Origin of the sequence: Sphingomonas sp. Leaf257 (assembly GCF_001422185.1) — a bacterium.
Classification (GTDB): domain Bacteria; phylum Pseudomonadota; class Alphaproteobacteria; order Sphingomonadales; family Sphingomonadaceae; genus Sphingomonas; species Sphingomonas yabuuchiae.
In genome coordinates this window covers 78,845-105,134 of the sequence record NZ_LMMH01000033.1, presented here as the reverse complement: position 1 = coordinate 105,134, position 26,290 = coordinate 78,845, and the positions used below count along the sequence as shown (strand labels likewise).

The 26,290-nt window shown below is 66.7% G+C and carries 23 protein-coding genes; 12 read left to right on the top strand and 11 right to left on the bottom strand.

Going from position 1 to position 26,290, the window contains the following annotated elements:
* Positions 1–91 precede the first annotated feature (91 nt).
* On the top strand, positions 92–655 hold the full coding sequence (locus ASF14_RS14945) for a 3'-5' exonuclease (RefSeq protein WP_056436707.1): 564 nt from the start codon (positions 92–94) through the stop codon (positions 653–655).
* A gap of 68 nt (positions 656–723) precedes the next feature.
* On the opposite strand, the gene ASF14_RS14940 is transcribed toward ASF14_RS14945, so the two are convergent.
* The 6 genes from ASF14_RS14940 to ASF14_RS14915 all read right to left on the bottom strand — a co-directional run bounded on the left by ASF14_RS14940 (position 724) and on the right by ASF14_RS14915 (position 4,107).
* Positions 724–1,155: a hypothetical protein gene (locus ASF14_RS14940; protein ID WP_056436704.1), complete on the bottom strand. Its 432-nt coding sequence runs from the start codon at positions 1,153–1,155 to the stop codon at positions 724–726.
* Between the two features lie 16 nt (positions 1,156–1,171).
* A complete protein-coding gene (locus ASF14_RS14935; RefSeq protein WP_056436701.1) occupies positions 1,172–1,561 on the bottom strand; it encodes a hypothetical protein in 390 nt (129 codons plus the stop codon).
* A 291-nt stretch (positions 1,562–1,852) separates the two neighbouring features.
* Positions 1,853–2,275, bottom strand: coding sequence for a hypothetical protein (locus ASF14_RS14930; protein WP_056436698.1), 423 nt, complete (start codon positions 2,273–2,275; stop codon positions 1,853–1,855).
* 45 nt (positions 2,276–2,320) lie between these two features.
* Entirely contained in the window at positions 2,321–2,584 is a 264-nt protein-coding gene (locus tag ASF14_RS14925) for a hypothetical protein (RefSeq protein WP_156361221.1), read from the bottom strand.
* A gap of 44 nt (positions 2,585–2,628) precedes the next feature.
* Entirely contained in the window at positions 2,629–3,063 is a 435-nt protein-coding gene (locus ASF14_RS14920) for a CoA-binding protein (protein WP_056436691.1), read from the bottom strand.
* A gap of 93 nt (positions 3,064–3,156) precedes the next feature.
* Positions 3,157–4,107 carry an Mrp/NBP35 family ATP-binding protein gene (locus ASF14_RS14915; protein WP_056436687.1) on the bottom strand — a complete coding sequence of 317 codons (951 nt, stop codon included), beginning with the start codon at positions 4,105–4,107 and terminating at the stop codon, positions 3,157–3,159.
* 71 nt (positions 4,108–4,178) lie between these two features.
* On the opposite strand from ASF14_RS14915, the gene hflK reads away from it, so the two are divergent.
* From hflK to ASF14_RS14890, 5 genes are all read left to right on the top strand, one after another.
* Positions 4,179–5,339, top strand: coding sequence for a protease modulator HflK (gene hflK, locus ASF14_RS14910; RefSeq protein WP_056437157.1), 1,161 nt, complete (start codon positions 4,179–4,181; stop codon positions 5,337–5,339).
* Entirely contained in the window at positions 5,336–6,202 is an 867-nt protein-coding gene (gene hflC / locus ASF14_RS14905) for a protease modulator HflC (RefSeq protein ID WP_201780605.1), read from the top strand. The genes hflK and hflC overlap by 4 nt, the downstream gene beginning before the upstream one ends.
* 108 nt (positions 6,203–6,310) lie before the next feature.
* Positions 6,311–7,840 (top strand): Do family serine endopeptidase, encoded by a 1,530-nt coding sequence (locus ASF14_RS14900; RefSeq protein ID WP_056436684.1) that lies wholly within the window; start codon positions 6,311–6,313, stop codon positions 7,838–7,840.
* Between the two features lie 48 nt (positions 7,841–7,888).
* Positions 7,889–9,553 carry a helicase HerA-like domain-containing protein gene (locus tag ASF14_RS14895; RefSeq protein ID WP_082442280.1) on the top strand — a complete coding sequence of 555 codons (1,665 nt, stop codon included), beginning with the start codon at positions 7,889–7,891 and terminating at the stop codon, positions 9,551–9,553.
* A gap of 448 nt (positions 9,554–10,001) precedes the next feature.
* Positions 10,002–11,978, top strand: coding sequence for an OPT family oligopeptide transporter (locus ASF14_RS14890; RefSeq protein ID WP_056436678.1), 1,977 nt, complete (start codon positions 10,002–10,004; stop codon positions 11,976–11,978).
* Between the two features lie 171 nt (positions 11,979–12,149).
* On the opposite strand, the gene ASF14_RS14885 is transcribed toward ASF14_RS14890, so the two are convergent.
* The 5 genes from ASF14_RS14885 to queF form a co-directional block, all read right to left on the bottom strand.
* Positions 12,150–13,433, bottom strand: a complete 1,284-nt coding sequence (locus ASF14_RS14885; protein ID WP_056436675.1) for a glycoside hydrolase family 130 protein — start codon at positions 13,431–13,433, stop codon at positions 12,150–12,152.
* A 62-nt stretch (positions 13,434–13,495) separates the two neighbouring features.
* Complete coding sequence (locus tag ASF14_RS14880) at positions 13,496–15,766, bottom strand: glycosyltransferase family 4 protein (RefSeq protein ID WP_056436672.1); 2,271 nt, start codon at positions 15,764–15,766, stop codon at positions 13,496–13,498.
* A 441-nt stretch (positions 15,767–16,207) separates the two neighbouring features.
* Positions 16,208–17,074 (bottom strand): SurA N-terminal domain-containing protein, encoded by an 867-nt coding sequence (locus ASF14_RS14875; RefSeq protein ID WP_156361220.1) that lies wholly within the window; start codon positions 17,072–17,074, stop codon positions 16,208–16,210.
* Between the two features lie 212 nt (positions 17,075–17,286).
* Entirely contained in the window at positions 17,287–18,060 is a 774-nt protein-coding gene (locus ASF14_RS22335; protein ID WP_056436667.1) for a PEPxxWA-CTERM sorting domain-containing protein, read from the bottom strand.
* Between the two features lie 126 nt (positions 18,061–18,186).
* Positions 18,187–18,627, bottom strand: coding sequence for a preQ(1) synthase (gene queF / locus ASF14_RS14865; protein ID WP_056436664.1), 441 nt, complete (start codon positions 18,625–18,627; stop codon positions 18,187–18,189).
* Between the two features lie 21 nt (positions 18,628–18,648).
* On the opposite strand from queF, the gene ASF14_RS14860 reads away from it, so the two are divergent.
* The 6 genes from ASF14_RS14860 (at position 18,649) to ASF14_RS14835 (ending at position 26,117) form a co-directional block, all read left to right on the top strand.
* Complete coding sequence (locus ASF14_RS14860) at positions 18,649–20,181, top strand: cryptochrome/photolyase family protein (RefSeq protein ID WP_056436661.1); 1,533 nt, start codon at positions 18,649–18,651, stop codon at positions 20,179–20,181.
* 254 nt (positions 20,182–20,435) lie between these two features.
* Positions 20,436–21,281, top strand: coding sequence for a sulfurtransferase (locus tag ASF14_RS14855; RefSeq protein WP_056436658.1), 846 nt, complete (start codon positions 20,436–20,438; stop codon positions 21,279–21,281).
* 4 nt (positions 21,282–21,285) lie between these two features.
* On the top strand, positions 21,286–22,482 hold the full coding sequence (gene metC, locus ASF14_RS14850; RefSeq protein ID WP_056436655.1) for a cystathionine beta-lyase: 1,197 nt from the start codon (positions 21,286–21,288) through the stop codon (positions 22,480–22,482).
* Positions 22,479–23,771, top strand: a complete 1,293-nt coding sequence (locus tag ASF14_RS14845; protein ID WP_056436652.1) for a mechanosensitive ion channel family protein — start codon at positions 22,479–22,481, stop codon at positions 23,769–23,771. The genes metC and ASF14_RS14845 overlap by 4 nt, the downstream gene beginning before the upstream one ends.
* Positions 23,772–23,966: 195 nt before the next feature.
* On the top strand, positions 23,967–24,806 hold the full coding sequence (locus ASF14_RS14840; RefSeq protein ID WP_082442279.1) for a TorF family putative porin: 840 nt from the start codon (positions 23,967–23,969) through the stop codon (positions 24,804–24,806).
* A gap of 156 nt (positions 24,807–24,962) precedes the next feature.
* Positions 24,963–26,117: a TonB family protein gene (locus ASF14_RS14835; protein ID WP_236697089.1), complete on the top strand. Its 1,155-nt coding sequence runs from the start codon at positions 24,963–24,965 to the stop codon at positions 26,115–26,117.
* The last annotated feature ends 173 nt before the right edge of the window (positions 26,118–26,290 follow it).

Genomic DNA, 26,290 nt, shown 5'->3' with positions numbered 1-26,290 from the left:
GTGCAGGCGGGTAGCGGATAGAAATGGTCGCTGTCGAGCCGGTCAGCGACCTTTTATTGCTCGATTGGCACCAAGTCGCTAAAGGCCGTCCATGATTTCCCCCGATTTCGTGGTCATCGACGTCGAAACCGCCTGTTCGCGGACCAGCAGCATCTGTCAGATCGGCATCGTCGGCTATGCCGCGGGCGTCGAAGTGCTGGCCTATGAGACGCTGGTCGATCCGTGCGACGAATTCAGCGCGTTCAACATCAATATCCACGGCATCACCGCCGATCATGTGCTGGGCAAGCCGACCTTCGCCGCGCTGCATCCCGAACTGGCCGGCCATCTGGCGGGACGGGTGACGGTGGCGCATTCGGGCTTCGACAAGGGTGCGCTGGGCCGCGCCTGCGAGCGCGACGCCCTGCCCCCGATCGCGGCGCGCTGGCTGGATAGCGTGACCATCGCCCGGCGGGCCTGGCCGGAATTGCCCAATCACAAGCTCAATACGCTGGCGGCCTTCCTGGAACTGGAGCACCGGCATCACGACGCGCTCAGCGATGCGCGCGCGGCGGGGCAGGTAGTGCTGCGTGCGATGGCCGCGACGGGCATGACTCTGGCCGACTGGTTCCTCCCGCCGCCGTCCGCGCGCGCGCGACGGCAAGTCCGTCGCTGAACGGGAATTGGTCAAGTCCTGAAGCGGACAGCTCCCCTCACCTTCAAAGGAGGGGTTTCGAGAGGTCGTCAGGGCTCCAGATGCCCCTGAGGCCCCGGCCCATCGAGCGCTATGGGAATGCGCTGACTCTTGTCGCGCTGCTTGTCAACCAGCTTGCTGATCCCGATCCGCACCTCGTTGGCGAGCATCAGCACGGGCGTAACCAGATCGAACCCCACCTGACACCCGCCTTGCCGCGCCGGACACGGGGTGGACGAGGCGGCCAGAGCCCCTGCCCCCGTCAGTTCGGGATTGGACGGCACTGGCCCGGTCGGCGGCTCATCGCCGAGTTGCGGAGCCCGGTCGTCGGCCTGACGCCGCCCGCAGACGATGATATCGGCCGCCGTCCCGCTCGAAGCCGGACAAGGATCGCGCGCCAGGATCGAGAAACGGCCGCCCTCGGGTGGCGGCGCGGGCACGGCGGGCGTCGCCTGCAAAGCGATCAGCAACAGCGGGATCATCGCCTGTCTCCGGCCGTCATGGCGCGGGCTTGCGCAGAGTCGTCGTGCCGCCGCTGCCCCGGGCATTGGTGTCCATCGTCACCCCGGCAAAGCCGCCGCCGACCTGGAAGGGCGACAAATCCTTGACCGGCGTGCTCCGCGCGAGCAGTCGCGTCCGCTCCTCCATCACCCCTTCATGACGGGGATCGCCGGGCTCGGGCGGTATCTCGAAGGGAATGCGGAAGCGGTCGGCATTGCGGCGGCCGCAGACGGTGATGTCGGTGGCGTTGGGATCATAGACGCAGCGCGTCTCGACACTGGTCAACCGGCGGGTCTTGGCCACGATGGTGTCGACCGAGGGTGGCGGCGCGTCTTCGCCCTGTGCCGACAGTCCCGCCATCACCATGACCAACATCGTCGCAAGCATGACGCTCTCCCGGCATCGCCAGCCCCTCTGCCTAAAGGCGGGGCCGGGCGCGATCATGCCGGATTTTCCGACCGACCGCCAGCGTCAGGTCGATCGATATTCGTGACCTCCTCTTCTTCCCCTCGCCCCTCTTTGAGGGGAGAGGCGAGCCGTTCGGCTCGCTCACCCCCTCACCCAAGCTGCGCTAGCCAGCACGCTGGCAGGCTCCGCTAACCCTCTCCCCTATCCAGGGGAGAGGGGAACAATAGAGGATTGTGAAGGCCGATTCGCGCTGACTGTCCCCCGTTCCAGTCAGGGTTCGAGATGTCCCTGCGGCCCGGGCCCGTCGAGTGTGATCGGCAAGCGCTGGCTTTTGTCGCGCCTCTTGTCGAACAGTTTGCTGATACCGGTCCGCGCCTCGTTGGCGAGCATCAGCGCGGGCGTAACGACGTCGACCGGGGCGGCGCACCCCCTTTGGCTGGCCGCACAGGGCGTACCCTCGGCGCGTAACGCTCCGATGGCGGTCATTTCGGGATTGGAGGGGATCGCATGATCGGACGGCCCGCCCCGCAGCTCGGGTGCCCGGTCGCTTCCCGGTCGACGGCCACAGACCAGAATGTCCTGCCTTGCGTCCGCAGAAGTCGGGCAATCGGGTAGCAGGATCGAGACGCGCTCCCTTCCCTCCGACGGGGCGGCGGGTACCGCCTGCAGGGCGATCAGCAACAGGGGCAGCATCGGCGATCCTCCTCGGTCCGGCGATCCTAGCGCCTGCCGCTCCGGCTAATCAATCGCGGTGCGGAACAGCGTGCGCGGCTTGCTGGTGCAATATTTGTCGCCGACCACCGCGCAATAGGTGCCGTCATTAGCAAAGGCGCGTGCCTTGGAATCGATCGGCACGACATGGCTCGGCGCCAGGCGATAGGGCGAGGGACGCTTGCCGCCATGGCAGGTTGACAGGGTACAGGTTGGGGTCAGGCGCGGCAGGGTCATCCGCTGCTCCCCTTCGGCAACCGGAGCGGCCCATAGCAACAATAGCGGCACCATCGTCTTTCTCCCCTTTTGTACGCTGTCGATATTTGCCCTTCTTCTCAGTCCTGCCCGACCGGCGCGACGCCCAGGCGCGGAATCTCGATGGCGGGGCAACGGTTCATCACGACCTTCAGCCCGGCAGCCTCGGCGCGCGCGGCGGCGGCCTCGTTGACGACGCCCAGTTGCAGCCAGACCGCCTTGGCCCCGATCGCGATGGCCTCGTCCACCACGTCGCCCGCTGCCTCGGACCGGCGGAAGATGTCGACGATATCGATGGGGTCGCCCAGTTGACCCAGTTCGCGAAAGACGAATTCGCCGTGGACATGCTCGCCGGTGATCTGCGGATTGACCGGGATCACGCGATAGCCATGATCCTGCAGCCGCTTCATCACGCCATAGGAGGGGCGGTCGGGACGGTCCGATGCGCCGACCAGCGCGATGGTCCGCGCATTCGCCAGCAGGTCGCGAATATCGTCATCGGCGGTCAACGGCATCGGCTATCCCCTATTCGCCGCCGACCTTTCGACTAACGTTCGAAAAAGCGGCGGGTTATCGCGCCTCAACGCCCCGCCGTGCCGCCGGTTTCATCACTGGCCGTCCAGCCAGCGCGCCACCCGCTCGGCCAGCGGCGCAAAGACCGTATCATCCTCGCCCGCCGCCGGAGGCTGCCCTGCATCGGAAGCGGTGCGGATCGCGATGGTCAGGGGCACCCGGCCCAGGAACGGGATGCCCAGCTCGACCGCCGCCGCCTCTGCCCCGCCCGATCCGAACGGGTCGGAGATGCCGCCGCAATGGGGGCAGCAATAGCCCGCCATATTCTCGACCAGACCGATGATCGGCACCCCCGCCTTGGTGAACAGGTCGATGGCGCGCCGCGCATCGATGAGTGCCAGGTCCTGCGGCGTCGAGACGATCACCGCGCCTGCCGGGCGATGCTTCTGCACCATGGTCAGCTGCACGTCGCCGGTGCCCGGTGGCAGGTCGAGGACCAGCAGTTCCGTCGCGCCCCAATCGCCATCGACCAGCTGGCTGAGCGCGCCCGCCGCCATCGGCCCGCGCCATGCGATCGCCTTGTCCGGCTCGACCAGCTGGCCCATCGACAGCAGCGAGACGCCATAGGGGGTCGGCACGGGTTGCAGCTTGCCGTCCTGCGCCACCGGCTTCACGCCCTCGGCCGCCATCAGGCGCGGTTGCGACGGGCCATAGATATCGGCATCGACCAGCCCGGTCTTGCGGCCAGCCCGTGCCAGCGCGATGGCGAGATTGGCCGACAGGGTGGACTTGCCCACCCCGCCCTTGCCGCTGGCGACCGCAATGATGCGACGCTCGCGCTTCTCGGCGGTCAGGACGACCCGGACATCCTCGGCCCCCGACTGGATCGCGGCGGCCTTCACCTCTTCCTCCAGCGCCTGGCGCCCCGCCCCGTCCAGGCCGGTGGCGTCGAGCACGACCCCGGCCCGCGCGCCCTCCATCCGCACATTCGCGCGCTTGCCCGCCACTGCGGCGACCGCCGCCTTTACCGTCTCGATGATGCTCATGCGCGGCAGATAGGATGCTAAGCGCGGCTTGGCACTGTTTTTGTCGGCGAACCGTTCCTATAACGATGAACATGAGAAAGCTGACGGGCCGGTTTCAACGCCCCCCCATCCTAGCCGCCAACACGCCAAAGGGCCCCTGGGGCGGGTCCGGCGACGATCCCGATGGTGGTCCCCGCAATCCCTGGGCCGTTCCGCCGGGTGGCCGCAAGGCACCGGGCAAGCCCACGGCGCTGGATGAATTCATCCGCAAGGCGCGCGGATCGGGCGGGGGCGGCCCCGGCGAGGGTCCGGGCGGGTCCGGCGGCGGTTTCGGCGGCCTTCCCGGTGCGCCGGGTGGCCGCACGCTCTGGGCGATCGGCGCGGCGATCCTGATCGTCATCTGGCTGCTCTACACTTCGATCCACCCGATCGGCCCGCAGCAGCGCGGCGTCGTCACCTATTTCGGTCGCTATACCGGCATCCTCGAGCCGGGTATCCAGATCACTGCCCCCGCCCCGATCGCCAGCGTCCGGGTGCTGGACGTGCAGAAGATCCGTACCGAGAATTTCCCCGAAGGCTCGGGTGAGAATCTGGTGCTGACCAGCGACCAGAACATCATCGACCTGACCTATTCGGTGCGCTGGGACATCGCCAACCCGCGCGACTATGCCTTCCGTCTGGCCCAGCCGCAGGAAACCGTGCGCGCGGCGGCCGAAAGCGCGATGCGCGCGGTGATCGCCGACACCTCGCTCGACCAGGCGCTGGGTTCGGGGCGTACCGGCATCGAACAGCGGGTGCAGGAACTGACCCAGTCGATCCTGAACGAATATCGCGCGGGCGTGCGAATCCAGGGCGTCGCCATCAAGCAGGCCGCCCCGCCGCAGCAGATCGTCGACGACTTCAACAAGGTGACGGTGGCGCAGCAGCGCGCGGTCGCCGACGTCAACCAGGCGCGTTCCTATGCGCAGCAGGTGGTGGCCCGTGCGCAGGGCGAGGCGGCGCAGTTCGACAAGGTGTACGAACAATATCGCCTGGCCCCCGAAGTGACCCGCCGCCGCATGTATTACGAGACCATGGAGGCCGTGCTGGCCAAGTCGGACAAGACCATCGTCGAGACGCCGGGCGTCGTGCCCTATCTGCCGCTGTCCAGGGGCCAGGCCAGGCCGCTGCCGCCCGAGATCACCGCGACGGCTCCGGCCACGCCGCCTGCCGCCTCTGGGCAGGCCGGTTCGGAACAGGGAGGCGGCCAGTGAACGGCCTGACCGCACGCAACCCGATCGTGCTGGGCGTCGCCCTGCTCATCGCGGTCATCATCGCCGCCTCGACCTTCTCGATCGTGCCGGAGACCCGGCAGGCCGTCGTCTATCGGTTCGAGCAGCCGCGCCGGGTGGTCAACGGCTATCGGCCCGGCGAGGAACTGGGCGACAGCGGCGCAGGCCTGATCGCGCGCATTCCCTTCGTCGACCGCATCGTCTGGGTCGACAAGCGCGTGCTCGACCTCGACCTGGAAAAGACCCAGGTGCTGTCGACCGATCAGCTGCGCATGAATGTCGATGCCTTTGCCCGTTTCCGCGTGATCGACCCGCGCCGCATGCTGGCGACGGCGGGCAGCGTCGACGGCGTCATCAACCAGCTCCGCCCGATCTTCGGCTCGGCGCTGCGCAACGAACTGGGCAAGCGGCGTTCGTCCGAACTGCTCAGTCCCGAGCGCGGCCAGGTGATGGACGCGATCCAGGTCCGCCTCGACCGCATCGCGCGCCAATATGGCGTCCAGATCGTCGATGTGCGCATCAAGGAGGCCGAACTGCCGCCGGGCACGCCGCTGCAAAGCGCGCTCGCCCGGATGCAGACCGCGCGCCAGCAGGAGGCGATCACCATCGCCGCGCAAGGGCAGAAGCAGGCGCAGATCGTCCGCGCCGATGCCGACGCCCAGGCTGCGCAAATCTATGCCCAAGCGTTCGGCAAGGATGCCAATTTCTATGATTTCTATCGGGCCATGCAGTCCTATCGTCATACCTTCGGCGCGGACAGCTCGAACCAGGAACGTGGGGCCACGCAGATCATTCTGTCGCCCGAGAACAGCTATCTGAAGGAATTCACCGCGCCGGGCCGATAAGGATTTATGCACCTTTCGACCTGTTCATATTCAAGCGTTGTTCAGCAAAATCGTGACATATAGGCCACGGTCAAACTGAATTTTCTTCATTAAGAGGACCTTAGCCCAGTGCGCTACGCCTACGCCATTACCAGTGCGCTCCTCCTCGGTGGTGCGACCGCGACCCTGGCCCTCCAGCCGGGCACCGCGCAGGTCGCGCAGAACGAGCCGGGCGCGATCCAGGCGGTCGCCCCGCGCGCGGGCGCGCCGATGAGCTTTGCCGACATGGTCGCCAAGCTCCAGCCCGCCGTCGTCAACATCTCGACCAAGCAGTCGATCACCGTGAAGCAGCAGGCGAACCCGTTCGCCGGTACGCCGTTCGAGGGCTTTTTCGGCCAGTTCGGGGGCCAGGCCGGGCCGCAGCCGCAGAAGCGTGAAGGCGCCTCGCTGGGTTCGGGCTTCCTGATCTCGCCCGATGGCTATATCGTCACCAACAACCACGTCATCGCGCCGGGCGCACAGGGTGCGTCGGTCGATTCGATCACCGTCACGCTTAGCGACCGCAAGGAATATACCGCCAAGGTCGTCGGCCGCGACGAGACCTCCGACCTCGCGGTCCTGAAGATCGACGGCAAGAGCCTGCCCTTCGTGCGCTTCGGCGACTCGGCGCGGGCGCGGCCGGGCGACTGGGTGCTGGCGATCGGCCAGCCCTTCGGCCTGTCGAGCACCGTGACCGCAGGCATCATCTCGGCGATCCACCGCGTCACCGGACAGGGCGGCGCGAACGACCGCTTCATCCAGACCGACGCCGCGATCAACCAGGGCAATTCGGGCGGCCCGATGTTCGACATGAACGGCAATGTGATCGGCATCAACAGCCAGATCTATTCGCAGTCGGGCGGCAATATCGGCATCGGCTTCGCCATCCCGGCGGAGGACGCCAAGCCGATCGTCGAGCGCCTGATGAAGGGCCAGAAGATCGAGCGCGGCTATCTGGGCGTGCAGATCGGCGGGCCGGTCAATGACGATGTCGCCGCCTCGCTGGGCGTGCCCAAGGGCCAGGGCGAGATCATCGCCAAGGTCGAGCCGAACGGCCCCGCCGCCAAGGCCGGTCTGAAGGCGTTCGACGTCGTGACCAAGGTCAACGGCCAGTCGGTGACGCCCGAGCAGACCCTGTCCTATCTGATCGCGAACGTGCCGCCGGGCGGCCGCGTCCAGCTGGAAGTGCTGCGCGGCGGCAAGCCGGTGTCGCTGACCGCGACCGCCGCGACCCGCCCGTCGAACGAGGAACTGCGCTCGACCATGGGTGACGGCTCCGACGCCTTCCCCGACAATGACGACGATGCGCAGACCACGCCGGCGGCCGGTGGCGGCCTGGGCCTGTCGGTCCAGGTGCTGACCCCCGCGATCGCACGGGCGATCAACGTCGACCCGACGACGCAGGGCGTGGTGATCGCAGCGGTCGATCCGTCGAGCGATGCCGCTGCCAAGCTGAAGCGCGGCGATGTCATCACGGCGGTCAACGGTGCGCCGGTGCGCAGCGCGGCCGATCTCCAGCAGATCGTCGCCGCCGCCAAAGCCGCAGGCCGCCCGCAGGTGCTGGCACAGATCACCCGCGGCAAGATCGCGGGCGCGCTGATCCCGCTCCGAATCAAGTAATCCGCCAGCCTTGACGGGCCGGTAAAGAAAGGCCGTCGCATCCCGGGGATGCGGCGGCCTTTTGCTATTCCCGTCCCCGTTCACGGCGATACAATGCGCGCCATGAATGGCATCTTCATCGGCATGGGTGGCGGCAAGCCACAGGCGATCGACCTCAAGCGCGCGAACCGGCACGGCCTGATCGCGGGCGCGACCGGCACCGGCAAGACGGTGACGCTCCAGACGATGGTCGAGGGATTCTCGCGTGCCGGGGTGCCCAGCTTCGTCGCCGATGTGAAGGGCGACCTGTCGGGCCTGGGCCTCGCCGGATCGGCGATGGGAAAGACGCACGCCGCCTTCACCGCGCGCGCCGCCGAACTGGGCATGACCGACTGGGCCTATGATGCGGCCCCGGTACAGTTCTGGGACCTGTTCGGCACGCAGGGGCATCCCGTCCGCGCCACCGTGTCGGAGATGGGGCCGCTGCTGCTCGCCCGCATGATGGGCCTGAACGAGACTCAGGAGGGCGTGCTGACCATCGCCTTCCATGTCGCGGACAAGGAAGGGCTGCTCCTCCTCGACCTGGACGATCTCCAGGCGATGCTGGCCGAATGCGCCGCGCGGGCGGACGAACTGACCACCACCTATGGCAATGTCTCGAAACAGTCGGTCGGCGCGATCCAGCGCGCGCTGCTCCAGTTGCGCACCCAAGGGGGCGAGCATTTCTTCGGCGAACCCGCCCTCGAACTGGCCGACCTGATCGCCACGGACGATTCAGGGCGCGGCGTCGTCAACATCCTCGCAGCCGATCAGTTGATGGCCAGCCCCAAGCTTTACGCCACCTTCCTGCTCTGGCTGTTGTCCGAACTGTTCGAACAGCTTCCCGAGATCGGCGACCCCGACAAGCCCAAGCTCGTCTTCTTCTTCGACGAGGCGCATCTGCTGTTCGACGAGGCCGCGCCCGCGCTGATCGACACGATCGAGCGCGTCGTGCGGCTGATCCGGTCCAAGGGCGTCGGCGTCTATTTCATCACCCAGAACCCGATCGATGTGCCTGACAAGATCGCCGGTCAGTTGGGCAACCGCGTGCAGCACGCGCTGCGTGCCTTCACGCCGCGCGATCAGGCGGCGGTGCGCTCGGCGGCGGAGACGTTCCGCGCCAATTCCGGCGTCGATGTCGCCACCGCCATCACCGAGTTGAAGGTCGGAGAGGCGCTGGTCTCGCTGCTCCAGCCCGACGGTTCGCCCTCGCCCGTCGAGCGCACGCTGATCGCCCCGCCGCGCAGCCGGGTCGGCCCCGCGACGCCGGAGGAACGCAAGATCCTGATCGAGACCGACGCGGTCGGTGCGAAATACGACCAGGCGGTCGACCGCGAATCGGCCGAGGAACTGCTCGCTGCCAAGACCCAGGAAGCCGCCGCAGCCGCAGCCGAGGCGAAGGCGGCGACCGAGGCCGACAAGCAGGCGGCGCAACAGGCGAAGGCGGACGCGAAGGCCGCCAAGGAGGCCGAACGCGCCCGCATCGCCGAACAGCGCGCGGCGGCCAACTCCCCCTGGGCCAAGATGGCGAGCAGTGCGGCCCGCTCGGCCAGTTCCTCGATCGGGCGACAAGTGGCCAACGAGATCGGCAAGCAGGTATTCGGCGGTGGATCGCGGCGGCGATCGAGTAGCGCTGGCGGCGGGATCGTCGGGGCGGTGGTGCGCGGGGTGCTGGGAAATCTGTTTCGAGGGTAACGGTCTCCAACCCCCATCCTCACCCTTCCCACCCGCTATCGCGGGCGGGCCCCTTCCCTCTCCCGGTGGGAGAGGGAGAATAAGGGGACCTATAAAGCGCTTCTCTCCCCCTCTACTTCCAACCTCCGTTCAGCCTGAGCGCAGTCGAAGGCCACGGGAATCCACTCACTCCAAGCGCGCACCCCGGCGAAGGCCGGGGTCCAGTTGCCATGGGCCATCGAAGGCGCGGCATCTTCGCCCCCCCGCAACGGTCTGCGCACCGCGAGCTTCGCGGGACCTGGAGCCGGGGTGGGGCCTTTGGCGAATTGAATCGCGTGGCCTTCGACTTCGCTCAGGCTGAACGGGGGCTGGGAGGGATCTTCCCTGCCGCGCCTGCAGGACGACGTCGAGGCGTATTCCCCATATGAAACGCTAGGCGCGCGCGTCGCACTCTGCCACATCTGCGCGCATGAGCCGTACTCCCACTGCCGCCCGCCCCGTTGCCGAACTGACCCTTCGTGGCATCGCGCTGGGCGGGATCATCACGCTGCTGTTCACGGCGGCCAATGTCTATCTGGGCCTCAAGGTCGGACTGACCTTCGCCACCTCGATCCCGGCGGCGGTCATCTCGATGGCGATCCTGCGCTATCTACCGAACAGCTCGGTGCTGGAGAACAACATCGTCCAGACGGTCGCCTCGGCGGCGGGGACGCTGGCGGCGATCATCTTCGTGCTGCCCGGCCTCGTCATGATCGGCTGGTGGCAGGGCTTTCCCTACCTCCTGACCGCCGGAATTACGGCCACGGGCGGCATCCTGGGCGTCATGTTCTCGGTCCCCTTGCGCCGTGCCCTCGTCGTCGACACCGACCTCCCCTACCCGGAGGGCCGCGCCGCGGCCGAAGTGCTGAAGGTCGGTGCGGGCAGCCGCGAGGGCGAAGCGGAGAGCGCGACCGGCCTGCGGCTGATCGTCGTCAACGCCGTCGCCTCGGCCGCCTTCGCCGTGCTGACCCAGACCAAGCTGGCGGTGGCCGAAGCCGCCATCTGGTTCCGCACCGGCGCAGGTGCCACGGGCATTTCGGGCGGGCTGTCCTTCGCGCTGATCGGGGTCGGGCATCTGGTCGGCCTGTCGGTCGGCGTCGCGATGCTGGCGGGGATCGCGATCGGATGGTGGGTGGCACTGCCCATCCTGACCGCCATGGCCCCCTCGACCGGCCCGGTCGCGGAGTGGGCGGGCGGTATCTTCAGCCGCGACGTGCGTTTCCTGGGTGCGGGCGTGATCGGGGTCGCGGCGATCTGGACGCTGCTGAAGATCATCGGGCCGGTCATCGGCGGCATCCGTTCCTCGCTCGCCGCCGCCTCCGCCAAGCGCGATGGCACCGTGCTGCCCATCGGCGAGCGCGACCTGCCGATCGGGATCGTCGCGGTCGTCGCGCTGGCGACGTTGGTGCCGATCGCGGGACTTTTGTGGTCGGTGATCGCGGGCGGGCCGCTCGCCGCATCGGGCTTCGCGCTGATCGGCGGCGCGCTGCTGTTCATCCTGCTCATCGGCCTCGTGATCGCGGCCGTCTGCGGGTATATGGCGGGTCTGATCGGGGCCTCGAACAGCCCTGTGTCGGGCATCGGCATCCTGTCGGTGCTGGCCGCAGCGCTGCTCCTCGTCGGCCTGTTCGGGCGCGGCACATCCCCCGAGACGACCCAGGCGCTGGTCGCCTATGCGCTGATCGTTACCGGCGTCGTGTTCGGTGTGGCGACCATCTCCAACGACAATCTCCAGGACCTGAAGACCGGCGAGCTGGTCGGTGCGACGCCTTGGAAGCAGCAGGTGGCGCTGGTCATCGGCGTCGTCTTCGGCAGTCTGGTGATCCCGCCCGTTCTCGACCTGCTCAACGCGACGCTGGGCTTTGCGGGCACGCCAGGGGCTGGCCCCAACGCGCTGTCCGCACCGCAGGCCGCGCTGATCTCGGCCCTGGCCAAGGGCGTGCTGGGCGGTGATCTCAACTGGGGCATGATCGGGATCGGCGCGCTGGTCGGCGTCGGGGTGATCGTGGCGGACGAAGTGCTGGGCAAGCTTGGCTGGTTGCGCCTGCCGCCGCTGGGCGTGGGGCTGGGCATCTACCTGCCCATGTCGGCGACGCTGCCGGTCGTGGTCGGCGCCACCATCGGCCATGCCTATGACCGCTGGGCCAAGCGCAGCGCCAAGCCGGACGCCGCCGAGCGGCTGGGTGTGCTGGCCGCGACCGGGCTGATCGTCGGTGAGAGCCTGTGGGGCGTCGGTTTTGCGGGGATCGTCTATCTGACCAACTCCGACGCGCCACTGGCGCTGGTCGGAGAGGGTTTTGCCACCCCTGCGCTGGTCGGCGGGACGATCCTGTTCCTCGGGATCGTGGCGGCGCTGTACCGCTATACGCGCCGCCAGGTTGCGTTTCTGCCGCCTGCGGGCCGCTGATCGCTCATTCCTCCCCTGTAAGGGGAGGTGGCAGGCCGTCAGGCCTGACGGAGGGGTGTCCCGCTATCGAGAGGGGGGACACCCCTCCACCATGCTGCGCATGGTCCCCCTCCCCTTACAGGGGAGGAATAAAGAGAACTTGGCGCAGTATGGGACTGCGCCATCTGGACATCACATCGCGGCCAGCAGTTCGCTGATCTTTACGAACGCGAAGCCGATCGAGCTGTCCGCGATGCCGTAAGGCAGGAACAGCGAGTCGCCGTGCCGGATCGCGCCGCACGAATAGACGACGTTGGGCACATAACCTTCGCGGTCCTGGTCCTTGGCGGCCAGAATCGGCTGCTTCGTCCGGCCAAGCACCTTGGACGGATCGTTCTTGTCGAGCAGCGCGGCACCGATCGAATATTTGCGCATCGCGCCGACGCCATGGGTCAGCAGCAGCCAGCCCTCGTCCGTCTCGATGGGCGGGCCGCAATTGCCGATCTGCACCAGTTCCCATGGATAGACGGGGGTGAGGATCTTCTCGCCCTCGTCCCAATGCGTCAGCGAGTCGGACTTGAGCAGGAACAGGTTTTCGCCGTCCTGCCGCCCGATCATCATATACTGGCCCGCCACCTTGCGCGGGAACAGCGCCATGCCCTTGTTGCGCGCCGCCGCGCCGGTCATCGGCACGAGGTCGAACGCGCGGAAGTCGCGGGTGCGCATCAGTTCGGACTGGATGCCCGAGCCGTCATAGGCGGTATAGGTGCCGATCCACTCGACCGCGCCGTCGTCATGCGTGAACTGGACGATCCGCATGTCCTCCAGCCCCTTGGACTGGGCCTGGGTGATCGGGAAGATGACCGTGCCCGACAGCGTCGAGTCGCGGTGGCGGTGGACCGTGATCGGGCCGCTCGGCACTTCATACTCGCCCCAGCCATGCACGTCTGTCGCGGTCGCGAAGGGCGGCTCGGGCGCGAGGCGCAGCTGGTTCTGGTCGTTGATGATGCCTTCGCGGAACGCGACGGACGAGATGTGCCCCTCGCCCACCGAGCGCATCGACATCAGGATACGCTGCGACCCCGGCTGGATGCCGGTCTGGTCGAAATGCGGCACCGCCGACGGGTTCATCAGCGCAGCGGCGGCATAGCTGTATTCGTGGCAGAAATAGGCCCCGATCAGCTGGCGCTTCTCGTCGCTGATCTTCGACCCGTCGAGCTTCAGCAGATCCTCGATCTGGTCGTAACGGGTCATGAAGACGCGCCGCGTCTGCCAGTGCCGTGCCTCGAAATCCTTCAGCACGGCTTCCAGCTGGTCGCGGGCTTCCTGCGGCGACATGGCCAGCACTTCGCCCACCAGCCGTTCGGTCCGGCTGGGGGGTGCGCCATTGCCACCGCCCCAGGCGATGTGAAACGGCCGCACCACGACGCGCGAAGGGTCGGCATGAAGCCGCAGCCGGTGGTTGAAAAGATCCATCGCGCTACCGTCTCGCCACTTTACCAAAAACGCTCATCACATCTTCCGAACATGACAGCATGTCAGGCAATGTGACGATCGGCTCCTGCCATGGATGAGGCGGAATGGCAAAGGCTGGCTATCGCGCAATTGGCGAGTTGCAGCGCCAGGATCGACTCGGCACCCTGGTTCCGGTTGAGGCCGGTCGGCATCAGCCCGTCGAAACAGCCGCCGTCCTGCGCCGTCGCCAGCGGCAGGTCGAGGTCGTTGGCGCCCAGGAACCAGCCATAGGCCCGCTCGCCCTCGGCGATCCAGCGCGGGTCGCGGGTGGCGGCATAGGCCGACTGGCACGCCTCGACGGTGGCCTGCGCCTCCAGCGGCTGCTGGTCGAACTGCAACGGCTCGGCATAGGGACGGCCGAAGCTCTCGCTGCCGACCGCCCGGAAACGACCCTCGGGCGAGGTCTGCTTGCCGACGATCCACTCCAGCGTCGACAGGCCGCAATCGATCAGGTCCTGCCGCCCCAGTGCGCGCCCTGCCTCGATCAGCGCCTGCGGCACGCGGGCATTGTCATAGGCCAGCACGATCTCGAACCACTGCCATTCCGGTCGCCGCGCCTCTTCGAGCAGGGCGAGGTGCAGCGGGGGCAGCTTTTCCAGGATGGCACGCGCCAGCTGATGCCCCGGCCGCGCCTCCAGCATTGCCGCCGCGCCTAGCATCGCAAAGGCCTGCGCACGAAGCGATCCCAGGTCGAGCGCCAGCGAGGCGGTGGCGTCGAACCACATCTGTGCCCAGTCGCGATGCTTGGCCATCTGCGCGTCACGCGCGGTCACACCCAGCGCCCAGAGGGTGCGGCCGTTGGAATCTTCCGACCCCACTTCCTCGCACCAGCTGCGGTCGAAGCGCATGAAGTTGCGATAGCGGCGCTCTTCCGGGTTCCAGGCATATTGCAGGAATGAGGCGTAGATCGTCGTCCACTTGTCGCGCGGGACCGGGTCGATATCCGGCGCCTGGGTCATGAAGATCAGCGCGCGCGCATTGTCGTCGATGCAATAGCCATGACGGCGATCGGGCACCGAGTAGATGGCATGCTGCAACATGCCGGTCGAGTCGCTCATCCGTTCGACGGCGGCGATGTCGGCCTTTAGCGGCTTGATGCTGGTCTGGTATGATCCGGCGATCCGGCGCGGGCGGGCGGTGATCGCCGATGCCATCTGCTCCAGCGCCGCCTCGGCCAGGCGCGGCCAGATCATGGTACGGCCACGGGCATAGGCACGCTGCGACAGGCGGTTGCGTGCCGCTTCGTCGGTCAGCAGCCGGTCGATCTCGCGGGCAAAGGCATCCGCATCGCAGAAATCCACTAGGACGCCGTGATCATCGCCCAGAATCTCGACCGCATGGACATAGGGCGTGGATACCACCGCCTTGCCGACACCAACCGCATAGGACAGCGTGCCGCTCGTGATCTGGGCGGGGTTGGTATAGGGCGTCGCATAAATGTCGGCGGCCTGGAGATATTCGATCAGTTCGTCATGCTCGACGAACGCATCGACGAAGGCGACATTGTCGGCCACGCCACGCGCCTCGGCCAGTGCCTTCAACCGGTCGCGATACGCCTCGCCCTCATGCGCGATCAGATTGGGATGCGTGGCGCCCAGCACGACATAGAGCAGTTCCGGATGATGCGCGGCAACGGCGGGCAGCGCCTCGATGATCGTCTCGATCCCCTTGTTCGGTGCGAGCAGGCCGAAGGTAAAGACGACCTTGCGCCCTTCCCAGCCGAACTTGGCCTTCAGCGAATCGGGCGAGATGAGTTCGCGGTCGGGCACGCCATGTGGGATCATCGCGATCTGGCGCGGATCGGCGCCATAAACGCGCTGGAGAATGTCGCGGCCCTTGTCGGCCATGACGATGATCCGGGCGCAGCGGCGCAGCAAGCCCTCCATCACCCGGCGCTCATCGGCCGAGGGCTTTTCGAGAACGGTGTGAAGCGTCGCGATCACGGGCAGCGTGGTACGGTCGAGCAGCGCCAACAGATGCTCGCCGGCGGCACCGCCATAGATGCCATATTCGTGCTGAACCCAGATCGCCTGCGCGCCGCTCGCCTCGATCCGGCGGGCCATGTCGATATAGGCGCCGCGCTCATGCTGCGGGATGGCGGCGGTCACGGCCGGGGGATAGGCATAGCGGCCGGGATGATCATCCATTGCATAGACATCGACGGCCAGCTCGGGAAAGCGATTGCGCAGGGCGGAATAAACGTCGGTGGTGAACGTCGCGAGCCCGCATTGACGGGGCAGGAAATTGCCGATCAGCGCCAGTCGTTCGATCACGGTTCCGTTCGCATCCACCATATCGCTTGTCCTTGCAGGCGAGAGGGAAGCGGAAAGTCCGCAATTCCCCTCGCACTAAGGTTAACCCGCGATGAGCGACGAAGGTTGCAAAGCGTATTACATATTTGCTGCACCGCACCCTTGGACTGCGTCGAGATGACGTTACGGAACGCTGAAATGTGTGTCCGTGATGGGATAGGGCTCCGCCTATTGGATTGCGTTGCTGAAACAGATTGGTGGCAAAGGATCCCATCCCTCCCTTGCCCCTCTTGAGGGGAGAGGGTTGCGCAAATTTGGCCTTTGCGAGAGCAAAGGGTTAGTCGGAGCTGGGTGAGGGGTGAGCGCGCAAAGCGCGCGCGAGCCATTCGGCTCGCTCAACCCCTTACCCAAGCTACGCTAGCCAGCAGGCTGGCAAGCTTCGCTAACCCTCTCCCCTATCCAGGGGAGAGGGAGGGGAATTTCTCAACGCGCGGGTACGCGGTCGGCGGCGTCGCTGACGGTCTTGCCGTCGGCCGCCGCCTTGGCGTCGGGTTTGAAGCCGGTCTCATAAGAGATGCTGGCCTTCTGGCGCTGCGCCTTGAGGGTCTGGCCCAGTGCATCGGCGATCGCCTTACGCCGCAGGATTTCCGCTGCCAGCGCGCGCGCCGGTTCGCCGGTGACGGGGGCGGCCATGCGCTGGATGATCGCATTGGCGGTGTAGCTGCCCTGATAGGGCAGCAGGATGGGATCGCCCGATGGCTGCCTGGCCACCTGTGCCGCGATCGCGGCCGGCAGGAACGCCGAGTCGACCAGGACATGATCGCGGGTGAAGGGGGTGGCGTTGCGGGTCAGTTCGTCGGCCAGCGCGTCCAGAGTCTTGAACTGGCCGAGCGCCAGCAGCGCCTCGGTGCTGGCGGGCTGGGCGAAGCGGATCTGGTCGACATAGAATTTCTGCCGCTGCGCGAACTCATAGGGATGCGCGGCGATATAGGCGTCGACCGCCTGGACGTTGGGCACCGGCACGGTGTTGGCCAGCTTCTGCGCCAGCATCTCCACCAGCAGCCTTTGCTCCTGCCGTTCGCGCTGGGCAGCGAATTCGGGGGTCTTGTCGATCCCCATCTTCAACGCCGCCTGGACCAGCAGGGTACGGTCGACCAGCTGGGGCAGGATCGCCTTGCGATAGGCGAGACGATCGACGCCCGGCGGCGCATCGGCCAGTTCGGCATCCAGCGCCTGGGTCGTGATCGCCTGTCCGTCGACCTGGGCCACCCCCTTCCCCTCGGGCTTGGACTGGCATCCCGACAGGGCCAGCAGGGCAAGGGGGACGGCGCTCCAGGACCAATGTTTCACGCAAAGAACTCCATGACCACATACCGCGCCCGCCCGCAGGCGGATTTCGGCTAGACTGTCGGCGTTCCTGCGTCGGAAGCGGTTGCGATATTCTTATCCCGCTTGAAGGCGACGGGAAATTTTCGGTGGACGATACGAAAAAACCGGCCGCCCATCGGACGACCGGTTTTCGATATCCAACGCAGCGCATTTGGCGCACCGCGATGGATGGATCAGGCGATAGCGGCGTTCGGGGCGGTGCCGCGACGGCGCAAGGCATAACCCACCAGCACCAGACCCAGCAGCATCATCGCCCAGGTCGCGGGCTCCGGCACGGCGGTCGGGGCCGAGGCCGCGCCATAGGCCTGGCCATAGATGTAGGACGACACCTTCGTCCCCAGGCCGGTGGTCGGATCGATGGTGTAGATCGCGTTGTCCTTCACGCCGAACAGCGCGTCGACCGTCGAGGCCAGCCCGAACATGTCGGTCGTGCCGCCGATCAGCTGGCTGGCCCCGGTCAGCGGATTGACGACCGCCAGGCCCAGATTGCTGGCGAGGTACAGCTGCCCCTTGAAGAAGGCCAGATCGCCCGCCGACTCCGGGCTACCCATCGATCCAATCAGGCTGGCCTGCCCATTGCTGGTGTTGAGCTTGTACAGATTATTGTCGCCCGACCCGTACAGCGTACCGTCCGCGCCGAAGACCAGGCCGTTGACGAACGAGCCCATCGAACCAAGTACGGTCGTCGCGCCGCCGGTCGTCGAAAGCTTGAACAGGGTGCCCCCGTCGACGCCGAACAGATCGCCGCCATTGTTGAAGGCGATGTCATACATCACCGTACCGGTATTGCCCAGGACGGTGCTCACCTTGGTGGTCGTGTCATAGGACACGAGGCCACCATTGGAATCGTTGATGATGATCGTCGGATTGGCACTTGCCGTTCCTGCCGTGCCAAGCCCGATCAGCGTGGCAACCGCCATGGCGAAATGTTTGACGATCTTCTGCACGGCCCCGTTCCCTTTCGCATCCCGATGACGCGTTCCTTATCGCACCACATAAATTGCGAGTCGGACGGCTTCAAGGATGGACGATGTTTCACATCGGGATGAAGCAGGGGTTAAGCCGAGGGCCGATCAGCCGCGACCGCGATAGCCCGCCACGCCCTGATCGGGCAGCCACAGATCGGCGGGCGGGGCCGAGGATTGCCAGAACACGTCGATCGGGATGCCGCCGCGCGGATACCAATATCCGCCGATGCGCAGCCATATTGGCTTCATTTCCTCGAACAATCGCTCGCCGATGCCGACGGTGCAGTCCTCGTGGAAACCGGCATGGTTGCGGAAGCTGCCCAGGAACAGCTTCAGCGACTTGGATTCGACGATCGTCTCGCCGGGCACATAGTCGATGACCAGGTGCGCGAAGTCGGGCTGTCCGGTCACGGGGCACAGCGAGGTGAACTCGGGTGCCGCGAACCGGATCAGATAGGTACGCCCCGGACGGGGGTTGGGAACATAATCGAGCACCGCCTCTTCCGGGGAAGCGGGCAGCGCGCTGGTCTGGCCGAGATGCTTCATGAAAGGCCATGTAGGACAGCCATGCCCAAAGCGCCAACGCTGATCCCCATTCTCGGCGACCAATTGTCGATGAACCTGTCATCGCTGGAGGGCGCCGACCCCAAACGCACCGTCCTGCTGATGATGGAGGTGGAGGACGAGACGGGTTACGTCCGCCACCACAAGGCCAAGATCGCCTATATCCTGTCCGCCATGCGCCACCATGCCGAGGCCTTGAGGAAGGCGGGCTGGCGGGTCGATTATGTCAAGCTGGACGACCCCGATAGTACGAGCAGCTTCACCGGCGAGGTCGCCCGCGCGGTCGGGCGGCACGATCCCGAGCGGATCGTCGTGACCCAGGCAGGCGAATGGCGGGTCGCCGCGATGCTGGAGGCGTGGGAGACGATGTTCGGCATCCCCGTCGACATCCGCCCCGACACCCGCTTCATCGCCAGCCAGGCCGAGTTCGAGGATTGGGCGAAGGACCGCAAGGAACTCCGCATGGAGTTCTTCTACCGGCTGATGCGCCGCAAGACCGGCCTGCTCATGAAGGGCGACAAGCCCGAGGGCGGCAAATGGAATTACGACGCCGACAACCGCAAGCCCGCGCCGAAGAAGGACATACCGCCCGAACCGCTGAAGTTCGCGCCCGACACGATCACTTGCGAGGTGCTGACGCTGGTCGCCGGACGGTTCGACAATCATCCGGGATCGCTCGACGGCTTCGCCTATGCCGTTACCGCCGAGGAGGCGCAGAAACAGGCCGAGGCCTTTATGGCGCACGGCCTGCCCAAGTTCGGCGATTATCAGGACGCGATGCTGACCGGCCAGCACCAGCTGTGGCACTCGGTCCTGTCGCCCTATATCAATTCGGGTCTGCTCGACCCGCTCGACCTCTGCCGGATGGCGGAGGGGGAATATGAGGACGGCAATGCCAGCCTCAACTCGGTCGAAGGCTATATCCGCCAGATCATCGGCTGGCGCGAATATGTGCGCGGGCTCTACTGGCATGTCGGGCCGGATTATGTGGAGCGCAATTTCCTGCGCGCGCATCGGAAATTGCCCGGCTTCTACTGGACCGGCGAGACCGACATGCACTGCATGTCCGAAGCGCTGGGCCAGACGCTCGACACCGCGCATGCCCATCATATCCAGCGGCTGATGGTGACGGGCAATTACGCCATCCTGATCGGTGCCGACCCGGCGGAGGTGCATCGCTGGTATCTGGAAATCTATATCGACGCCTATGAGTGGGTCGAGCTGCCCAATGTCGTCGGCATGAGCCAGTTCGCCGATGGCGGCATCATCGCGTCCAAGCCCTATGTGTCGTCCGGGGCCTATATCAACCGCATGTCGGATTATTGCGGGTCCTGCCGCTACGATGTGAAGCAGCGGGTCGGCGAGGACGCCTGCCCGTTCAACGCGCTCTATTGGGACTTCCTCGCCCGGCACGAAGAGCGGTTCGAGCGGAATGTGCGGATGGCGATGGCGTACCGGAACTGGAACCGGATGGCGGAGGCGGACCGCAAGGCGGTGCGGGCGCAGGCGGCGGAGTATCTGGAGGGGCTGGAGTGATTCCCATGGCCTTCGACGTCGCTCAGGCGGAACGGAGTTTGGGATAGGCCTTCCTCACCTCTAGCCGCTCCCCTCCCGCAGGCGGGAGGGGATGGGGGAGGGTCGGGAGTCTCACAGAGACCAACGCCCGTGGCCCCTGCCCCTCCCCAACCCCTCCCCAACCCCTCCCCCTGCCGGGAGAGGGGCTTTAGCTTGGCTTGCGACCCCGCCCCCAACGCGCCTAGGTACGGACCCACCGACCGAGGAGCCCCAAGATGCCGCCACTCATCACCCCGCAAGACCTCGCCGCCATCGCAGGCGAGGCGGACGTGCGCATCCTCGACGTCACCTATTTCCTCGACGACCCGGACGGCTCCAGGGCCCGACGCGGATTCGAGGACGGGCATATCCCCGGCGCCCGCTTCCTGCCGATGGGCGCGCTCGCCGACCCCGACAGCGACCTGCCGATGACCCTGCCGCCGCCCGAGCATTTCGCCCATGCGCTGAGCGAGGCGGGGGTCGGCCATGCCGACCGTATCGTCCTCTACGACCGTTCCCCGTTGCACAGCGCCGCGCGGGTCTGGTGGTTGCTCAGCCTGTTCGGTGCCGAGTCGGTGGCGCTGCTCGATGGCGGGCTGGAGGCCTGGTGCGCCGCCGGTCACCCGGTCACGATCGGCCCGGCGGGCGCGCCCGAAGCCCCCGGCCTGTTCCTCGCGCAAGCCGACCTTGCCCGCCTGCGCAGCCTTCGCGAAGTCCGCACCCATGTCGAGGCGGGCGATGCCCAGATCGTCGATGCCCGCTCCCCCGGCCGCTTCGCCGGGGCCGAGCCCGAACCGCGCCCCGGCGTCGAGCCCGGCCACATCCCCGGCGCGCTGAACCTGCCCTATTCCCGGTTGTTCGAGGCCGATGGCCGCTGGAAATCCCCGGACGCCATAGCCGCCGAATTCGCCGCCGCCGGGGTCGATCCCGCCAAGCCGATGGTCGCCACCTGTGGATCGGGCATCACCGCCTGCGTCCTCGCCTTCGGGGCGGAGCGGATCGGCGGCTTGATGCCGGTCTATGACGGCAGCTGGACTGAATGGGGTTCCGACCCCAGCACCCCCAAAGCGAAAGACGCTTGAAACGATGACCGACGACGACCTGCCCATCAAGCCCGCCACCCGTCTGGTCCAGGCGGGCCGCCGCGCGGAATGGACCAGGGGCGTGGTCAACGTCCCCGTCTGGCGCGGCTCGACGGTGCTGTACGACAATGTCGCGCATATGCGCGCCACCGGTGCGGGCGATCTGCACGAGAAGCTGTTCTATGGTCGCAAGGGCCTGCCGACCCAATGGTCGCTGGCGGACGCGCTGACGAGCCTGGAGCCGGGGGCGGAGGCGACCTTCCTCTACCCATCGGGCGTAGCAGCGATCGCGGCGGCCCTCCTGTCGGTGCTGTCGCCGGGCGACGAATTGCTGCTGGTCGACAGCGCCTATGACCCGACGCGTGGGCTGGCCACCGGCTTGCTGGCGCGGATGGGAATCACGACGCGCTTCTATGATCCGCTGGTCGGCGCGGGCATCGCCGAGCTGATCGGCCCGGCCACCCGCGCGATCTTCCTCGAAAGCCCCGGCTCGCTGACGTTCGAGGTGCAGGATATTCCCGCCATCGTCGACGTCGCCAAGGCCAGGGACATTACCACGATCCTCGACAACACCTGGGCGACGCCGCTCTTCTTCCCGGCGATCGCAAAGGGCGTCGACCTGACGGTGCTGGCCTGCACCAAGTACATCGTCGGCCATTCGGACGCGATGCTGGGGTCGGTGACGGCCGCGCCGTCGCACTGGGCGGCGCTTCGCGACACGAGTTTCCAGCTGGGTCAGGTCGCCAGCCCCGACGACGCCTATCTGGGCAGCCGGGGGCTTCGCACCATGGGTGTCCGCCTCGCCCAGCATCAGGCCAGCGCGCTGACCATCGCCAAGTGGCTCGCCGAACAGCCCGGCGTGGCACAGGTGCTGCACCCCGCCCTGCCCTCCTGCCCCGGTCATGAGGTCTTCGCGCGCGACTTCCTCGGGTCGAGCGGGCTGTTCGCCTTCGTGCTCGACGGCGGCAACGACGCCGCGCGCACCGCGATGCTCGACGGGCTCGCCCATTTCGGGCTCGGCTTCAGTTGGGGCGGTTATGAGAGCCTGGCCATCCCCGCCGACCCGCATCGCTATCGCAGCGTTACGAGACGCGACTTCGCCGGGCCGCTGATCCGGCTCCAAATCGGGTTGGAGGATACCGACGACCTGATCGCCGATCTCGACCGGGGGCTTGCCCGCTTCCGGGCCGCGCGCGGATGACCCTGTTCGAATGGCTTCAGGCGAGCGGCATCGAACTGCCGACCCGCGCCGAAGCCATGGAGGCGGCGGTCGCCTCGGTCCTGACGCTCGCCATGCTGGCGGGCGGGGTGGTTGCGGGGCGCAAGCTCGGCCCGCCCATCGCCGCGATGGTGCAGCGTTTCGCCATTGCCAAGGGCGAGACGCTGCACGCCCGCATCTGTGCGATCACCCGACACGGGGCCGCCGCCTTCCTGCTGATGACCTTGGGCGCGATCTGGCCCTGGGAGTCGCTGGCGGGCGTGCCGATCGGGCTGGCGCTGGGCGCGTCGGTGGCGCGGGCGGGGTTCCAGCTGTTGCGCGGGCTGAACCTGCCGCGCTGGCTGGCTTGGATCTTTGCCATCGTCTGTTTCGTGGCGCTGTTCAGCCGCGAAATCGGCGGGCTCGAGCCGGTCAGTCGCCTGGCCGAGCAGATCGGCTTTACCGTGGGGTCGCGGCGATTCTCGGTCATGCTGCTGGTGACGATGCTGGTCACGGTGGTCGCGATCCTGGCCGTCACCCGCGCCGTCACCCGGATCACCGAGCAGTGGATCGGCCATGCGCGCGGGCTGGACCCGACGCAGAAGCTGCTGGCGCAGAAACTCGCCAGCATCGCCATCGTCGTCATCGCCTTCTTCTTCGCGATGGACCTGCTGGAGATCGACCTGACCAGCCTGGCGCTGTTCTCGGGCGGTTTCGGCCTGGCGATCGGTTTCGGACTTCAGAAGACGATCGGCAATCTGATCGCCGGGATCATCCTGCTGATGGACCGCTCGATCAAGCCGGGCGACGTCATCGCGCTCCAGAACGAAATCGGGTGGGTGAACAAGATCGGCGTGCGGGCCGTCTCGATCATCACCCGCGACGGCAAGGAGCATCTGATTCCCAATGAGAATCTGATGACGCAGGAGGTGGAGAACTGGTCCTATTCCGACCGCAACGTCCGTGTCCGCATTCCCGTCTCCATCGCGTACGACAACGACCTGAAGCTGGCCCAGGAATTGATGCTGCGCGCCGCGCGCGAATCACCGCGCGTCCTGAAAAGCCCCAAGCCGACCGTCTGGCTGATGAGCTTCGGCGATTATGCGCTTCAGCACGAAATCCTGGCGTGGATCAGCGACCCGGAAAGCGGCGTCGGCAATGTCCGTTCCGACGTGCTCAACCGTCTGTGGTTCCTGTTCAAGGAGCATGGCATCGGCCTGCCCTATCCCCAGCGCGACATCCATATCCGATCGCTGCCGACGGGGATGCGGCACGAGAATCTCGACGCTTGATCTGTGTTATTTGCGCAACATCGCGTTATCCGAGCATCAGTCTATGTTCGATTATACTTGTGCAGCGCACCACGGCCTGCCAATCTTTCACAACTCGCAAGGCAGACGGTCCGCCGGGTTTGACCCGACACATAGAGGCCGCACCGATGCGAGGTTGCAGGTGAGAACATCGAATTTCCGTTTGAAAGGGAAACGATGCGCTTCTCCACGATCCTCCTTGGCGGCCTCTCGCTGGTCGCCGCGACGCCTGCCTTTGCGCAGGACAGCGCCGGTGCGGATACCGCGCCGCCCTCGCCGATCACGGTCAGCGGCAGCGCCGCGATCCTGACCGACTATCGCCTTCGCGGCGTGTCGCAGACCAACAAGAACGCCGCCGTCCAAGCGGCACTGACCGTCGCGCATGAAAGCGGCTTCTATATCGGCACCTTCGCGTCGAACCTGGCGGGCTGGGGCACGTTCGGCGGCGCCAATATGGAACTGGACGGCATTGCCGGGTACAAGCACACATACGGCTCCGCGACCGTCGATGCGGGCGTGACCTGGTACACCTATCCGGGTGGCGCCTCGGAAACCGATGTGGTCGAGTTCTTCGGCCGCCTGTCGGGCACCGCCGGCCCCGCGACGCTGACCGCCGGTGCCTATTATGCGCCCAAGCAGACCTCGCTCGGCAACTTCTCCAACACCTCGTACAGCCGGGGCCAGCGTTGGGATAACGTCTATCTGACCGGCGACGGCGCGGCGGGCATTCCGGGTACGCCGATCACCGCCAAGGCGCATATCGGCTATTCCAAGGGCAATCCGGGCCTGGGCCCTAACGGCACCAGCCTGTCGCCAACCGGCAGCTATTGGGACTGGTCGCTAGGTGCCGATGTCGCGGCGTACAAGAACCTGACCTTCAACGTCTCGTACATCGACACCGACATCACCAAATCGAAGGCGGCCTATCTGCAGCCGAACTTCTCGCAATATCAGACGGCGGGGGGCGCCTCGATCTCGGATGCGACGGTGGTGTTCTCGCTGACGGCCGCTTTCTAAAAGATATAATGGCTTTTCGGGGGTGAAGGGGCGGTGCCGGTGACGGCGCCGCCCTTTTCCGTGACCGGCCTTTTCCATGGCGGGGGCGAAAAAGCCCCCTCGCCTCGGGTCGAAGGCACACCTAAGCTGACGCCCTCTAGCCGTGGAGTGCGTTCGATGATCCGGTTCCGCCACGCTGCCCTGTCCTTCGGCCTGTTGTCCGCGCTTGTCGTTCCGTCCGCGGCGGCCTGGTCGCTCCAGAACGCGCTCCCCATCGTGGCCGTAAAGCCCGGAGGTTCGGGCCGGGTGCTGGTTCAGTGGATGCCGGGCGAGATACGCTGCAACGGCGTGGCCGTGAGGGGACAGCCGATTCGGCGGCCTTGGAACCAGCTGGGTTGGAGCGGCAACGAGACGCAACGCGCCGTGACCATCCGCTTCGCGATCGACCCAAGCGGTCGTCCGGTCTCGCTGACCCGAGAGACGATAGCCTATGTGCCGCAGTCCGAGGATGTCGCGCCAGCGCTCGCCGCCAGCCGCTTTGCCGCCCGGTCGCCGCGCCAGGATTGCTCCGTCACCTATGTGATGCGCGGCAGCGCCCTGACGGCGGCGGATGCGCAGGAACTGATGGCCTATACGGTTCACCCGATATCGGGGCCGCTGCCGGACGAAGGATGGCAGCGGATTCGCGAGGCGGCTGGCGATTGCCTGACCAACCCCCAGCCCCAGCCGCTCGAACGGCATTTCCCCGACTTCGCGACCATAGCTGCCACACCCGGCGTGCAGGACTGGTCGATGATCCGCTATGACCTTGATGCGGGCGGGCGGACGCGTGGGGCGGCGCTGCTGGCGGGTACCGGCAACCGGGCGCTGGATACCGCCGCGATGAAGGCCATCCGCGAATCGCGCTTTACCAAGGGGGCGAAGACTGGCTGTCTCTATCCCTATTGGCGCGGCGCGGCCAAGCTGCCCGCCCCCGACATGCCCGAGGCGATCCGCGCCACCCAGCTCGCGGGCAACTGCCCCGATGAGCATGGCTGGGCCGTGCCGCCACAGCTTCGCTTCCCCGAACCCTATCGCCGCCGCGCGATCGAGGGCTGGGCGGTCATCCGCTATGACGTCGCGCCCTGGGGCCAGACAGGCAATCTGAGGGTCATCGCGGCCCAACCCTCCGACGAGTTCGGGACGCAGGCGCTGGGCATGATCCGCGACGCCAAGCTGCCGAGCAGCCCGCAGGGCTATACCGGCTGTGTCGACCGGGTGCGCTTCAAGATCGCCCCGGAGCCCTCACCGAGCGCTGGTGGCGAAGGCGGCGCGCCGGTGCCCGGCTCCTGAATCTCTTCCTCCCCTGACAGGGGAGGTGGCAGGCCGAAGGCCTGACGGAGGGGTGTCACACTTTGCGAGGGCGTCCTACTTCTCGATCGGTGACACCCCTCCACCATGCTCCGCATGGTCCCCCTCCCCTTGCAGGGGAGGAATTGGGCGGCCCCAACGAAAAAGGGCCGGAC

What these genes read in the sequence shown, in the direction of transcription:
- ASF14_RS14940 (WP_056436704.1), bottom strand. Translation starts at nt 1,155, where the DNA reads ATGATCCCGCTGTTGCTGATCGCTTTGCAGGCGACGCCCGCCGTGCCC.
- ASF14_RS14920 (WP_056436691.1), bottom strand. Translation starts at nt 3,063, where the DNA reads ATGCCGTTGACCGCCGATGACGATATTCGCGACCTGCTGGCGAATGCG.
- ASF14_RS14840 (WP_082442279.1), top strand. Translation starts at nt 23,967, where the DNA reads ATGCGCTTCTCCACGATCCTCCTTGGCGGCCTCTCGCTGGTCGCCGCG.
- ASF14_RS14930 (WP_056436698.1), bottom strand. Translation starts at nt 2,275, where the DNA reads ATGCTGCCCCTGTTGCTGATCGCCCTGCAGGCGGTACCCGCCGCCCCG.
- ASF14_RS14835 (WP_236697089.1), top strand. Translation starts at nt 24,963, where the DNA reads ATGATCCGGTTCCGCCACGCTGCCCTGTCCTTCGGCCTGTTGTCCGCG.
- ASF14_RS14885 (WP_056436675.1), bottom strand. Translation starts at nt 13,433, where the DNA reads ATGGATCTTTTCAACCACCGGCTGCGGCTTCATGCCGACCCTTCGCGC.
- queF (WP_056436664.1), bottom strand. Translation starts at nt 18,627, where the DNA reads ATGAAGCATCTCGGCCAGACCAGCGCGCTGCCCGCTTCCCCGGAAGAG.
- ASF14_RS14935 (WP_056436701.1), bottom strand. Translation starts at nt 1,561, where the DNA reads ATGCTTGCGACGATGTTGGTCATGGTGATGGCGGGACTGTCGGCACAG.
- ASF14_RS14880 (WP_056436672.1), bottom strand. Translation starts at nt 15,766, where the DNA reads ATGGTGGATGCGAACGGAACCGTGATCGAACGACTGGCGCTGATCGGC.
- ASF14_RS14845 (WP_056436652.1), top strand. Translation starts at nt 22,479, where the DNA reads ATGACCCTGTTCGAATGGCTTCAGGCGAGCGGCATCGAACTGCCGACC.
- hflK (WP_056437157.1), top strand. Translation starts at nt 4,179, where the DNA reads ATGAGAAAGCTGACGGGCCGGTTTCAACGCCCCCCCATCCTAGCCGCC.
- ASF14_RS14915 (WP_056436687.1), bottom strand. Translation starts at nt 4,107, where the DNA reads ATGAGCATCATCGAGACGGTAAAGGCGGCGGTCGCCGCAGTGGCGGGC.
- ASF14_RS14860 (WP_056436661.1), top strand. Translation starts at nt 18,649, where the DNA reads ATGCCCAAAGCGCCAACGCTGATCCCCATTCTCGGCGACCAATTGTCG.
- ASF14_RS14945 (WP_056436707.1), top strand. Translation starts at nt 92, where the DNA reads ATGATTTCCCCCGATTTCGTGGTCATCGACGTCGAAACCGCCTGTTCG.
- ASF14_RS14895 (WP_082442280.1), top strand. Translation starts at nt 7,889, where the DNA reads ATGCGGCGGCCTTTTGCTATTCCCGTCCCCGTTCACGGCGATACAATG.
- ASF14_RS14890 (WP_056436678.1), top strand. Translation starts at nt 10,002, where the DNA reads ATGAGCCGTACTCCCACTGCCGCCCGCCCCGTTGCCGAACTGACCCTT.
- ASF14_RS14855 (WP_056436658.1), top strand. Translation starts at nt 20,436, where the DNA reads ATGCCGCCACTCATCACCCCGCAAGACCTCGCCGCCATCGCAGGCGAG.
- metC (WP_056436655.1), top strand. Translation starts at nt 21,286, where the DNA reads ATGACCGACGACGACCTGCCCATCAAGCCCGCCACCCGTCTGGTCCAG.
- ASF14_RS14925 (WP_156361221.1), bottom strand. Translation starts at nt 2,584, where the DNA reads ATGGTGCCGCTATTGTTGCTATGGGCCGCTCCGGTTGCCGAAGGGGAG.